This window comes from Burkholderia sp. MSMB2157WGS, from assembly GCF_001532755.1.
Taxonomy (GTDB): Bacteria; Pseudomonadota; Gammaproteobacteria; order Burkholderiales; family Burkholderiaceae; genus Burkholderia.
Window position 1 is genome coordinate 33,241 of record NZ_LPJG01000015.1, and the last position, 12,758, is coordinate 45,998.

The following is a 12,758-nucleotide window of genomic DNA, read 5'->3' on the forward strand; positions in this document are numbered from 1 at the left end:
GCGCCGCACAACGATGCTACAGAAAAAACGGCCGGCACGCTTTCGCACTGCCGGCCGTTGGTCCGCCTGTCCGCTTACTGCTGCGGCGGCGTATCCGACTGCGCTGCCGCCGCTGCTTCATTCAGCAGCGCCTTGGCCGACAGACGCACGCGACCCTTCTCGTCCGTCTGGATCACCTTGACCTTCACCTGCTGGCCTTCCTTCAGGTAGTCGTTGATGTCCTTCACGCGCTCGTTGACGATTTCCGAGATGTGCAGCAAGCCGTCCTTGCCCGGCAGCAGGTTCACGATCGCGCCGAAATCGAGCAGCTTGAGCACCGTGCCTTCGTACACCTGGCCGACTTCGATTTCAGCCGTGATTTGCTCGATGCGCTTCTTCGCTTCGGCCATGCCGTCGCTGTTCGTGCTCGCGATCGTCACGACGCCGTCGTCCGAGATGTCGATGGTCGTGCCCGTTTCTTCCGTCAGCGCGCGGATCACCGAACCGCCCTTGCCGATCACGTCGCGAATCTTTTCCGGGTTGATCTTGATCGTGATCATGCGCGGCGCGAATTCCGACAGTTGCGTGTTCGCACCCGACACCGCCGAGGTCATCTTGCCGAGGATGTGCATGCGGCCTTCCTTCGCCTGCGCGAGCGCGACCTGCATGATTTCCTTCGTGATGCCCTGGATCTTGATGTCCATCTGCAGCGCCGTCACGCCCTGCTCCGTGCCGGCCACCTTGAAGTCCATGTCGCCGAGGTGATCTTCGTCGCCGAGGATGTCGGTCAGCACCGCGAACTTGTTGCCTTCGAGGATCAGGCCCATCGCGATACCCGCGACGTGCGCCTTCATCGGCACGCCGGCGTCCATCAGCGCGAGGCAGCCGCCGCACACCGACGCCATCGACGACGAACCGTTCGACTCGGTGATTTCCGACACGACGCGGATCGAGTAGCCGAATTCGTCGGCGCTCGGCAGGCACTTGACCAGCGCGCGCTTAGCCAGCCGGCCGTGGCCGATTTCGCGGCGCTTCGGCGAGCCGACGCGGCCCGTTTCGCCGGTCGCGAACGGGGGCATGTTGTAGTGGAGCATGAAGCGCTCGCGGTATTCGCCTTCGAGCGCGTCGATGATCTGCTCGTCACCCTTGGTGCCGAGCGTCGCGACGACCAGCGCCTGCGTCTCGCCGCGCGTGAACAGCGCCGAGCCGTGGGTGCGCGGCAGCACGCCGGTGCGGATCTCGATCGGGCGCACGGTGCGCGTGTCGCGACCGTCGATGCGCGGCTCGCCGTTCAGGATCTGCGAACGGACGATCTTCGCTTCGATGTCGAACAGGATGTTGCCGACGGTGGCCTTGTCGGCCGCGACCGTACCGGCCGCCAGCGCCTCTTCCTCGAGCTTCGCCGACGTCGCCGCGTAGACTTCCTTCAACTTCGCCGAACGCGCCTGCTTGTCGCGGAGTTGGTAAGCGGCGAGCAGATCGTTCTGCGCCAGCTCGGTCACGCGTGCGATCAGCGCCTCGTTCTTCGGCGCCGGCTGCCAGTCCCACTCGGGCTTGCCGCCGTCGCGGACCAGATCGTGGATCGCGTCGATCGCGACCTGCATCTGCTCGTGGCCGAACACCACGGCGCCCAGCATCACGTCTTCCGACAGCTGATCGGCTTCCGACTCGACCATCAGCACGGCGCGCTCCGTACCCGCGACGACGAGGTCGAGGCGCGATGCCTTGAGCTGCTCACGCGTCGGGTTCAGCACGTACGCGTTGTCGATGTACGCCACGCGCGCGGCGCCGACCGGGCCGTTGAACGGCAGGCCCGACACGGCGAGCGCAGCCGATGCGCCGATCAGCGCGGGGATGTCCGCCGGGATTTCCGGGTTCACGGACAGCACGTGGATCACGACCTGGACTTCGTTGTAGAAGCCTTCCGGGAACAGCGGGCGCAGCGGACGGTCGATCAGGCGCGACGTCAGCGTCTCGTGCTCCGACGGACGGCCTTCGCGGCGGAAGAAGCCGCCCGGGATCTTGCCGGCCGAGTAGGTCTTCTCGAGGTAGTCGACGGTCAACGGGAAGAAATCCTGGCCCGGCTTCGCCGACTTCGCGCCGACGACGGTTGCCAGCACGACGGTGTCTTCGACGTCGACGATCACGGCACCGCTCGCCTGGCGGGCGACTTCACCGGTTTCGAGGCGCACCTTGTGCTGGCCCCATTGGAATTCCTTCACGACCTTGTTGAACATGGACATGGTTGCTCCTTTGTATTCATGCATTTCGTTCGCCGCGCCGGCAATCCTGCGCGGCGGCGTCCCGACCGAATCACCCGGAGCAAGGTGTGTTTTTTATGCCATTCCAGCGCGGCGCTCATGCAGCGACGCGCTGGAATGACACAAATCCCGCCCCGGTATCGGTCGTGGCGGCGGCCCCGCACGAACGTGCCGGACAGCCTGCGATGCGCGTGACGCTACGCACCGCGCAAAAACAAAATGCCTGTATCAGCGGACTGACACAGGCATCTTGCTGGCGGCAATCGCCTCGATTACTTACGCAGACCCAGCTTCTCGATCAGTGCGCGGTAACGGTCGGCATCCTTGCCCTTGAGGTAGTCGAGCAGCTTGCGGCGGCGGCTCACCATGCGCAGCAGGCCGCGGCGGCTGTGGTGATCCTTCGCGTGGGTCTTGAAGTGACCCGTCAGTTCGACGATACGTGCGGTCAGCAGTGCGACCTGGACTTCGGGCGACCCCGTGTCGTTGGTACCGCGGGCGAACTGAGCAACGACTTCCGACTTCTTGATATCTGCAACAGACATGTGATTTCCTTTCTAACTGAACAGGCGGACACGGAAGAATGGCCGTGCCGTGATTTACAACCGGCGCGCATTGTAGCACAACTCGGTGCCGTTCTTACCGCTTCCCGTCACGGGCGCGTCATCGAGCACGTCGACGGCATCTCCGTACGCGGCGCCGGCACCGCGAGCACCGTCCGGAAGCCGTAGCCCGACCCTTCGTTGTCGAAGCGCACGCCCGGCGTACCGGCCTTGTCCATTTCCATCACGTAAAGGGGTTGGATCAATTGGTGATCCTGCGCGCGCATCCGCGACGCGTGGAAGCCGTCGTCGAACGACAGGCCCTCGAGCGCACGCGCGACCGCGACCGGGTCGGCCGACCCCGCGCGGGTCATCGCGGCGGCCAGCATGTCGATCATCTGGCTCATCCGCCGCACCGGATAGTCGTCCTGCGCGACCGGAAAACGGGCCCGGAACGCGCGGTAGAACGCGTCGGATCGGGCGCCGCCCGCGTTCGGGTGCCAGTCGGCGACCGCCACGACACGGCCTACGCCCGCGTCGCCCAAGGCCGCCGGCGCGCCGAGGCTGTTGCCGTAGAACGTGTAGAACTTCGCGTCGAGCCCCTGTTCGCGCGCCGCCTTCACGAGCAACGTGAGGTCGTTGCCCCAGTTGCCGGTCACGACGGCGTCCGCACCGCTCGCGCGGATCTTCGCGATATACGGCGAGAAATCCTTGATCCGGCCGATCGGGTGGAATTCGTCGCCGGCGATCGCCACGTCCGGACGCCGTGCGGCCAGCGCCTGCCGCGCGAGGGCGCTGACGTCGTGGCCGAAGCTGTAGTCCTGGTTCAACAGATAGACCTTGCGCAGCGCGCGATCGCGCGCCATCACGTCCGCGAGCGCGGCCATCCGCATGCCGGCATGCGCGTCGAAGCGGAAATGCCAGAAGCTGCAGCGCGCACCGGTCAGCGCCGGATCGTCGGCCGAATAGTTCAGGAACAGCATCCGGCGGTCCGGATCGCGCGCGTTCAGCTTGTCGAGCGCCGCGACGAGCGCGGCCGCGACGGCCGAGCTGTTGCCCTGCGCGACGAAGCCGATATGGCGGTCGGCGGCCGCGCGCAACTGCACGAGCGCCTCCTCCGGGCTGCCCTTGCTGTCGAGCACCACGAGTTCGAGCGGATGTGCGCCGTCGCGCAGCTTCACGCCGCCCGCCGCATTGACCTGCTCGACGCCGAAGCGCAAGTTGCGCTCGACTGCCGCGCCCGCGTTCGCGAACGGGCCCGACATCCCTTCGATCAGCGCGATCCGCACCGGCTCGCCGCCGGCGAATGCGGACGACACCAGCATCCACCCCGCGCTCCACGCGAGCGCGCATCGCTTCCACCCCTGCATCGGCCACCTGCCCTTCAATCTGCCCGAGAAGCGCGGATCATAGGCCCCCACACCCGCCGCCCGCAAGCGCGGCGGTGCGCGATCCGCACCGATTTTTTCCGCGCGATATGCGCGATCGCGCGCCGTCCGTGATAAAACGGGGCTTGTTTCCGTGTTCTGGAGAATCCGATGCGCATTCGCATTCCCGCGCGCCTGCCGGTGTTGGCCGCCTGCGCCGCCGCGCTGCTGGCCGGTTGCGCGCAACCGTGGCAGCAATATCAGGCCGGCCAGGACGAGTCGGCGATCGTCGCGCGCATGGGGCCGCCGCGCGAGATCTACGACCTGCCCGGCGGCGGCAAGCGCCTGATGTGGCCGACCCAGCCGATGGGCGAGATCACGATCGCGGCCGACGTCGATGCAGCCCACCGGATCGTCAACGTGCGCCAGGTGCTGCAGCCGAGCGAGTTCTATCGCGCGGAGATCGGCAAGTGGACGAAAACCGACGTCCTCGTCAATTTCGGACGCCCGGTCGAGACCTCCTACTTCCCGTTGATGAAGCGCGAGGTCTGGACGTACCGGTATCTGGAGGACAACGTCTGGTACATGATGTACAGCTTTTATTTCGATCCGCAGGGCATCCTGCGCACCACGCAGAAAACGCCGGACCCGCTGCACGATCCCGATCGCCGCAACCTGTTCTGACCGATTGCGCATTTACGCGCAATTATCGCAATGGCCATTCGCGAATTATTGCTGAATGGCCATTTCATTTTTTCCGTCGCCTTATTTGATTCAACGAATAGGACGGAAAACTTTTCCGAATCAATGACATTGCGATGACGATCCGCTGAACGCCCCGTCATGCGGGCCGTTGCGCGCAAACAGGCATGGGCAGTGCATCTCATGCGTCGCGTTGGTGCATGCAATGCACTACGCCCAATCAATTTGAAACAATTTGTTTCAACCCACCCGGACTGCTAGGGCACACCCCTAATATCAGCGAAACCAAACCTTTCAATTTAGAAAGAATGCCATTGCGTCATTTCGTTCGGTATTTATTTGCCTTTATCGGAAAGGAGTCCTCATGAACCGCCCCAAGAGCATGCTGGTTGCCAACATTGCCTGGGCCCGCGAGACGCGCGAACACACGCCCGGCTTCTTCGACGCGCTCGCGCGCGGCCAGAACCCGCGCGTCCTGTGGATCGGCTGCGCCGACAGCCGCGTGCCGGCCGAAACCATCACGCACTGCGCACCGGGCGAGCTGTTCGTCCATCGCAACATCGCGAACCTGTTCCACCCCGACGACGACAATTCCGCCAGCGTGCTCGAGTACGCGGTGCGGGTGCTGAAGGTCGATCACGTGATCGTGTGCGGCCACTACGGATGCGGCGGGGTCCGCGCGTCGCTGCTGCCGCCGCCCGCCGACCTGCCGCACGTCGCGCGCCGCATCGCGCCGCTCTGCGCGCTCGCGCGGCGTCATCGCGACACGCTCGACGGGCTCGACGACCTGACCGCCGCCGACCGCCTCGCCGAGTTGAACGTGCTCGAACAGGTGCGGCTGCTGCGCGCGTCGCCGATCGTACGCGGCCGCGAACGGCCGCCGCTCGTGCACGGCTGGATCTTTTCGCTCGCCGACGGGCTTCTGAAGGAGCTCGATTCCGGCTACACGGCGTCGCCAGCCGTTGCCGAGCCCGAGCCCGCCGCGGCCGCCGCGCTCGGCTGATCCGCGCCCCGCCCTCCACGCCAACGAAACCATCCCCAACCATGAAACTGAACGAGCGTCTGTCCACCCTGCCGCGCGACATCGTCGCCGGCATCGTCGTTTTCCTCGTCGCGCTGCCGCTCTGTCTCGGCATCGCCAACGCCTCCGGCGTCGAGCCGTTCGCCGGGCTCGTGTCGGGCATCGTCGGCGGCATCGTCGTCGCGCTGCTGAGCGGCTCGTCGCTGTCCGTCAGCGGGCCGGCCGCCGGCCTCGTCGTGATCGTCGTCGAAGGGATCGCGCAACTCGGCAGCTTCTCCGCGTTCCTGCTCGCGGTGCTGCTGTCCGGCGTGCTCCAGTTCGGCTTCGGCATGCTGCGCGCGGGCCGCTTCGCCGCCTATGTGCCGTCGCCCGTCATCAAGGGCATGCTCGCCGCGATCGGCCTGCTGCTGATCGTGAAGCAGATTCCGTTCGCATTCGGCATTGGCGGCTCGGCCGCGCAATCGTTTGCTGCGTGGCCGGATCTGCCGGCCGCATGGGCCGCCACGGCGATCGCTCTGGTCTCGCTCGCGCTGCTGATCGCGTGGGACACGCCCGCACTCAAGCGCTTCGCGTGGGTGCGCTCGGTGCCCGCGCCGCTCGCGGTCGTCGTGCTCGGCATCGGTGCGACGCTCGTGCTCGGCGTGCTCGCACCGGCGGCCGCACCGGGCGCCGCGCATCGCGTCACGCTGCCCGAGTTCGACTCGTTCGCAGCCCTCGCGGCATCGCTCAAGCATGCGGAACTCGGCCCGAACTTTGCGCAACTGGCCAATCCGGACGTATGGCGCGTGGCGATCACGCTGGCGGTCGTCGCGAGCCTCGAGACGCTGCTGTGCCTCGAAGCGGTCGAACAGATCGATCCGAAGCGCCGGCCGACGCAACCCGATCGCGAGCTGAAGGCACAGGGTGTCGGCAACCTCGTCGCGGGCGCCGTCGGCGGCCTGCCGATCACGTCGGTGATCGTGCGCAGCTCGGCCAACGTCAACGCCGGCGCGCAAAGCCGGATGTCGGCGATCGTGCACGGGATCCTGCTGCTCGCGAGCGTGTTCGCGCTCACCGGCCTGATCAACCTGATCCCGCTCGCGAGCCTCGCCGCGATCCTGATCCATACCGGTCTGAAGCTGGCGAAACCCGCGCTGTTCCGCTCGGTGATGAAGCAAGGCCCGGCCGCGTTCGTGCCGTTCGCGGCGACGATCGCGGGCGTGCTCGCGGTCGACCTGCTGTTCGGCATCGCAATGGGCCTCGCATGCAGCGTGCTCGCGGTCGCCGTCGCGAACCTGAAGAGCCCCGTCACGCTCGCGCAGCACGACGATCACTTCCTGCTGTCGTTCCGCAAGGACGTGTCGTTTCTCGGCAAGGTGCAGGTCAAGCACCATCTGCGGCACATTCCGGACCGGGCGGCGGTGATCATCGACGCGACGCGCGCCGACTACATCGATCACGACGTGCTCGAACTGCTCGATGCGTTCGTCGCCGATGCGCCGCGGCGCGGGATCGCGGTCGAGTTCCGCCGGCGCCATCCGGCGCCACGCGCGGCCGCGCGCCGCTGGCTGTTCCGTGCGCCGGCCGCCGAATGAGCGGCCGATGAAAAAACACCCCGGCGGCGCAGGGCCGCACGGGGCGTTTCGGGGTCGCGTCGCGCGCGGCGCTTACGAGCGCTGCGGGTTGACCTTGTCGTCCTTCGAATGCAGCTTGTTCAGCGCGGAAATGTATGCCTTCGCGGACGCGGCGACGATATCCGGATCGGTCCCGACGCCGTTGACGATCCGCCCGCTCTTCGACAACCGGACGGTCACTTCGCCCTGCGCCTGCGTGCCGGTCGTGATCGCGTTCACCGAGTACAGCAGCAACTCGGACCCGCTACCGACTTCGCCCTCGATCGCATTGAACGTCGCATCGACCGGACCGTTGCCGCGCGCCTCGCCGGTCACTTCCTTGCCTTCGACCGCGAATACGACCTTCGCCTGCGGCTGCTCGCCCGTTTCCGAACGCTGCGACAGCGACACGAACTTGAAGTGCTCCTGCTCCTGCGCGAGCGCCGATTCCTCGGACACGATCGCGATGATGTCCTCGTCGAAGATCTCCGCCTTGCGGTCGGCCAGATCCTTGAAGCGCATGAACGCGGCATTCAATTCGGCTTCGCTGTCGAGCGATACGCCGAGCTCCTGCAGGCGCTGCTTGAACGCGTTGCGGCCCGACAGCTTGCCGAGCACGATCTTGTTCGCGGTCCAGCCCACGTCTTCCGCGCGCATGATCTCGTAGGTATCGCGCGCCTTGAGCACGCCGTCCTGATGAATGCCCGACGCGTGCGCGAATGCATTCGCGCCGACCACCGCCTTGTTCGGCTGCACGACGAAGCCGGTGATCTGCGACACGAGCTTCGACGTCGGCACGATCTGCGACGTGTCGATGCCGACGTCGAGACCGAAGTAGTCCTTGCGCGTCTTCACCGCCATCACGATTTCTTCGAGCGACGTGTTGCCCGCGCGCTCGCCGAGACCGTTGATCGTGCACTCGACCTGACGCGCGCCGCCGATCTTCACGCCGGCGAGCGAGTTCGCGACCGCCATCCCGAGGTCGTTATGGCAGTGCACCGAGAAGATCGCCTTGTCCGAGTTCGGAATGCGCTCGCGCAGCGTCTTCACGAGGTTGCCGTAGAGTTCCGGCACGCCGTAGCCGACCGTGTCGGCGATGTTGATCGTCGTCGCGCCTTCGGCGATCACGGCTTCCAGCACGCGGCACAGGAAATCCATGTCCGAACGGCTGCCGTCTTCCGGCGAGAACTCGACGTTGTCGGTGAACTTGCGCGCGAAACGCACCGCGAGGCGCGCCTGCTCGAACACCTGATCGGGCGTCATCCGCAGCTTCTTTTCCATGTGCAGCGGCGACGTCGCGATGAACGTGTGGATCCGGAAGCTGTTGGCCGGCTTCAGTGCGTCGGCCGCACGCTGGATGTCCTTGTCGTTGGCCCGCGCCAGCGAGCAGATCGTGCTGTCCTTCACGAGACCGGCGATCGTGTGGATCGCGTCGAAATCGCCGTTCGAGCTGGCCGCGAAGCCTGCCTCGATCACGTCGACCTTCATCCGCTCGAGGTGCTTCGCGATGCGGATTTTCTCTTCCTTCGTCATCGACGCGCCGGGCGATTGCTCGCCGTCACGCAACGTCGTATCGAAAATGATCAGCTTGTCTGTCATGGGGGGCTCCAGGCTCTTTTATACGGAAGTCAAACGTAACGAGATCGCGCCACCGCTGGCGACGTTCAACAACAGACGAGGCTTGAGACGGAGGGCGAGAACGGTCAGCGCGGCAGGCGCGCCAAAGCTAGCGCGCGTAGCGGCGCACCGGCTAGAAGGAGGGAGAGGTGGGGAAATGCAGTCATGCCGAAGACTATAGCGACATTCCGTTGGCCGCGCAATCGGACGGCACCCGGGAATCGACGCGGCCCGGCTCGAAAAAGGGCCAAATGAAAACGGCGGCCCCGAGGCCGCCGCTTCCGGCACGCGCAGCGTCGGCGTCAGTGATCGCGCTGCGACGAACGCGCCGGATTCGCGCGCCCGCGCACGGCCGTGTAGGCCCAGAACACGTAGCCGGACAACCCGTACAGCACGAACAGGCAGAACAGCATCAGCGGCGGATCGGACGACACGAGCACGAACGCGACGACGACGAGCAGGATGGCCGCGAACGGCACGCGGTGCCGCACGTCGAGCGCCTTGCCGCTGTAGAACGGCGCGTTCGACACCATCGTCACGCCCGCGTAGATCGTCAGCACGAAGGCGACCCACGGCAGCCAGCCGAGCTTCATCGGCACGCGGTTGTCGGTCGCGAGCCACACGAAGCCCGCGATCAGCGCGGCCGCGGCCGGGCTCGGCAGCCCCTGGAAAAAGCGCTTGTCGACCACGCCGATGTTCGTGTTGAAGCGCGCGAGACGCAGCGCGGCGCCCGAGCAATAGACGAACGCGGCGAGCCAGCCCCAGCGACCGAGATCCTTCAGCACCCACTCGTACATCACGAGCGCGGGCGCCACGCCGAACGACACCATGTCCGACAGGCTGTCGAACTGCTCGCCGAACGCGCTCTGCGTATGCGTCATGCGCGCCACGCGCCCGTCCATTCCGTCGAGCACCATCGCGACGAAAATCGCGATCGCGGCGATCTCGAAGCGCACGTTCATCGCCTGCACGACCGCGAAGAAGCCGCAGAACAGCGCGGCGGTCGTGAATGCGTTCGGCAGCAGATAGATGCCGCGCGTCTTCAGGAACCGCTGGCGCGCGGCGCGGCGGCTTTCGAGCGGCGCCTGATCGGGCGCCATCACCTTGTTGCGGCGGAACGGGCGTGGCGTCTGGCTGGAGCCGTTGCGCGGCCGACGCGGTTTGAATGCGGCCATCGTGCGCCCCGCCCCTTACTGCTCGAGCTCGGCGAGGATCGTCGACGACGCGTAGACTTTCTCGCCGATCGACACCTTCGCGCGGCTGCCGAGCGGCAGGTACACGTCGACGCGCGAACCGAAGCGGATGAAACCGTAGCGCTGGCCGCGCGACAGCGGCTCGCCGGCGCGGACGTAGCAGAGGATCCGGCGCGCGATCAGGCCGGCGATCTGCACGGACGTGACGGTCTTGCCGCTCGCCGTCTGGATCACGACCGCGTTGCGCTCGTTCTCGGTCGACGCCTTGTCGATCGCCGCGTTCAGGAACGCGCCCGGGAAATACTCGACCTTGCTGATCGCGCCATCGACCGGCGAACGCTGCGAATGGACATTGAAGACATTCATGAACACGCTGATCTTCAGCGCTTCGCGGTTCGCGTACGGATCCTGCGCGGTCTCGACCGCGACGATGCGGCCGTCTGCCGGGCAGAGCACCGCGTTCGGCTGCGCCGGGATCGGGCGCTGCGGATCGCGGAAGAACTGGACGACGAAGACGAGCAGCAGCCAGAACGGCCACGCGAAGCCGAAGCCCCCGACGGCATGGATCAACAGCGCGATGACGGCTGCAATCGCGATGAACGGCCAGCCTTCGCGCGCGATGATCGGATGAGGATAGTTCATGGATTCGTTCTGTGTTCGGTGAATTGCAAAGCCCGTAGCATAACAAAAGCCGCCCGGGGCACTGCTGCCTTCGGACGGCTTTTTGATGCCGGCCCTTCGCTCGAAGGGCCGGAACAGCACGAGGTGCTTAGTTCTTCGTCTGGTCGACGAGCTTGTTCTTCGCGATCCACGGCATCATCGCACGCAGCTTCGCGCCGACCTGCTCGATCTGGTGCTCGGCCGTCAGGCGGCGGCGCGACTGCAGCGTCGGGGCGCCCGCCTTGTTCTCGAGAATGAAGCTCTTCGCGTACTCGCCCGTCTGGATGTCGGTCAGGCACTGCTTCATCGCCTTCTTCGTCTCTTCCGTGACGACGCGCGGGCCGGTCACGTACTCGCCGTACTCGGCGTTGTTCGAGATCGAGTAGTTCATGTTCGCGATGCCGCCTTCGTAGATCAGGTCGACGATCAGCTTCAGTTCGTGCAGGCACTCGAAGTACGCCATTTCCGGCGCGTAGCCGGCTTCGACCAGCGTCTCGAAACCCGCCTTGATCAGCTCGACGGTACCGCCGCACAGCACGGCCTGCTCGCCGAACAGGTCGGTTTCGGTTTCTTCGCGGAAGTTCGTCTCGATGATGCCGGCACGGCCGCCGCCGTTCGCCGCCGCGTACGACAGCGCGATGTCGCGTGCCGCGCCCGACTTGTTCTGCGCAACCGCGATCAGGTGCGGCACGCCGCCACCTTGCGAGTACGTGCCGCGCACGGTGTGGCCCGGGGCCTTCGGCGCGATCATGATCACGTCGAGATCGGCGCGCGGGATCACCTGCCCGTAGTGGACGTTGAAGCCGTGCGCGAATGCCAGCGCCGCGCCCTGCTTGATGTTCGCGTGCACTTCCTTCGCGTACACGTCGGCGATCTGCTCGTCCGGCAGCAGCATCATGACGACGTCCGCGCCCTTCACCGCTTCCGCGACTTCCTTGACCGACAGGCCGGCGTTCTCGGCCTTGCTCCACGACGCGCCGCCCTTGCGAAGGCCGACCGTCACGTTCACGCCGCTGTCCTTCAGGTTCAGTGCGTGCGCATGGCCTTGCGAGCCGTAGCCGATGATCGTGACTTGCTTGCCCTTGATGAGGGAGAGGTCGGCGTCTTTGTCGTAGAAAACGTTCATGATGGTTCCTTCGCTAATTCAAAAATTCAACAATTCGTTCGGATGGGGTACTGCGAGCCGGGACATGACGGCGCACCCGGCGTGCCTTCTTGCAATATCGGCATCACACCTTCAGGATGCGCTCTCCGCGTCCGATGCCGGAGCTGCCGGTCCGCACGGTCTCGAGGATCGCGGTGGCGTCCAGCCCCTGGATGAATGCGTCGAGCTTGTCGCTCGCGCCCGTCAATTCGATCGTGTAGGTCTTCTCGGTCACGTCGATGATGCGGCCGCGGAAAATGTCCGACATCCGCTTCATTTCTTCGCGCTCCTTGCCCACTGCACGGACCTTGATCAGCATCAGCTCGCGTTCGATGTGTGCACCGTCGGTCAGGTCCACCACTTTCACCACCTCGATCAGGCGGTTCAGATGCTTCGTGATCTGTTCGATCACGTCGTCCGAGCCAATGGAAACGATGGTCAGCCGCGACAGCGATTGGTCTTCGGTCGGCGCCACCGTCAAGGTTTCGATGTTGTAGCCGCGTGCGGAAAAGAGACCGACCACGCGCGACAGCGCGCCCGGTTCGTTTTCCAGCAGGACGGAAATGATGTGTCTCATGTTCGCTTCTTCCAGAATGTGTCCGTGTCGATTCGCTCGCGCCGCGCGCCGCCGCGTGCCGCGCCGCCCTTCGTGAAGGCGGCCGCATCGCGCGCTGCGCGCGTCG

11 protein-coding genes are annotated in these 12,758 nt (G+C 65.7%); 3 read left to right on the forward strand and 8 right to left on the reverse strand.

Going from position 1 to position 12,758, the window contains the following annotated elements; genetic code table 11:
- Positions 1 to 74: 74 nt before the first annotated feature.
- From pnp to WT53_RS10060, 3 genes are all read right to left on the reverse strand, one after another.
- Positions 75 to 2,222 carry a polyribonucleotide nucleotidyltransferase gene (gene pnp, locus WT53_RS10050; RefSeq protein WP_034207970.1) on the reverse strand — a complete coding sequence of 716 codons (2,148 nt, stop codon included), beginning with the start codon at positions 2,220 to 2,222 and terminating at the stop codon, positions 75 to 77.
- A 290-nt stretch (positions 2,223 to 2,512) separates the two neighbouring features.
- Positions 2,513 to 2,782, reverse strand: a complete 270-nt coding sequence (rpsO, locus tag WT53_RS10055; protein WP_006398792.1) for a 30S ribosomal protein S15 — start codon at positions 2,780 to 2,782, stop codon at positions 2,513 to 2,515.
- A gap of 107 nt (positions 2,783 to 2,889) precedes the next feature.
- Positions 2,890 to 4,149 carry a branched-chain amino acid ABC transporter substrate-binding protein gene (locus tag WT53_RS10060; protein WP_034207971.1) on the reverse strand — a complete coding sequence of 420 codons (1,260 nt, stop codon included), beginning with the start codon at positions 4,147 to 4,149 and terminating at the stop codon, positions 2,890 to 2,892.
- Between the two features lie 168 nt (positions 4,150 to 4,317).
- On the opposite strand from WT53_RS10060, the gene WT53_RS10065 reads away from it, so the two are divergent.
- The 3 genes from WT53_RS10065 to WT53_RS10075 all read left to right on the forward strand — a co-directional run bounded on the left by WT53_RS10065 (position 4,318) and on the right by WT53_RS10075 (position 7,443).
- Entirely contained in the window at positions 4,318 to 4,830 is a 513-nt protein-coding gene (locus WT53_RS10065; protein WP_034207972.1) for a hypothetical protein, read from the forward strand.
- A 382-nt stretch (positions 4,831 to 5,212) separates the two neighbouring features.
- Positions 5,213 to 5,851, forward strand: coding sequence for a carbonic anhydrase (locus WT53_RS34410; RefSeq protein WP_034207973.1), 639 nt, complete (start codon positions 5,213 to 5,215; stop codon positions 5,849 to 5,851).
- A gap of 41 nt (positions 5,852 to 5,892) precedes the next feature.
- Positions 5,893 to 7,443 carry a SulP family inorganic anion transporter gene (locus WT53_RS10075; RefSeq protein ID WP_034207974.1) on the forward strand — a complete coding sequence of 517 codons (1,551 nt, stop codon included), beginning with the start codon at positions 5,893 to 5,895 and terminating at the stop codon, positions 7,441 to 7,443.
- Positions 7,444 to 7,515: 72 nt separating this feature from the next.
- Here WT53_RS10075 and WT53_RS10080 read toward each other — a convergent pair whose 3' ends face one another.
- The 5 genes from WT53_RS10080 to ilvN form a co-directional block, all read right to left on the reverse strand.
- Positions 7,516 to 9,060, reverse strand: coding sequence for a 2-isopropylmalate synthase (locus WT53_RS10080; RefSeq protein ID WP_034207975.1), 1,545 nt, complete (start codon positions 9,058 to 9,060; stop codon positions 7,516 to 7,518).
- Between the two features lie 320 nt (positions 9,061 to 9,380).
- Positions 9,381 to 10,253 (reverse strand): CDP-diacylglycerol--serine O-phosphatidyltransferase, encoded by an 873-nt coding sequence (pssA, locus tag WT53_RS10085; protein WP_059499235.1) that lies wholly within the window; start codon positions 10,251 to 10,253, stop codon positions 9,381 to 9,383.
- A gap of 15 nt (positions 10,254 to 10,268) precedes the next feature.
- Positions 10,269 to 10,913 carry a phosphatidylserine decarboxylase gene (locus tag WT53_RS10090; RefSeq protein ID WP_006491035.1) on the reverse strand — a complete coding sequence of 215 codons (645 nt, stop codon included), beginning with the start codon at positions 10,911 to 10,913 and terminating at the stop codon, positions 10,269 to 10,271.
- A gap of 127 nt (positions 10,914 to 11,040) precedes the next feature.
- Positions 11,041 to 12,057 carry a ketol-acid reductoisomerase gene (gene ilvC, locus WT53_RS10095; RefSeq protein ID WP_006478252.1) on the reverse strand — a complete coding sequence of 339 codons (1,017 nt, stop codon included), beginning with the start codon at positions 12,055 to 12,057 and terminating at the stop codon, positions 11,041 to 11,043.
- Between the two features lie 103 nt (positions 12,058 to 12,160).
- Complete coding sequence (gene ilvN, locus WT53_RS10100; RefSeq protein ID WP_034207977.1) at positions 12,161 to 12,652, reverse strand: acetolactate synthase small subunit; 492 nt, start codon at positions 12,650 to 12,652, stop codon at positions 12,161 to 12,163.
- Between the last annotated feature and the right edge of the window lie 106 nt (positions 12,653 to 12,758).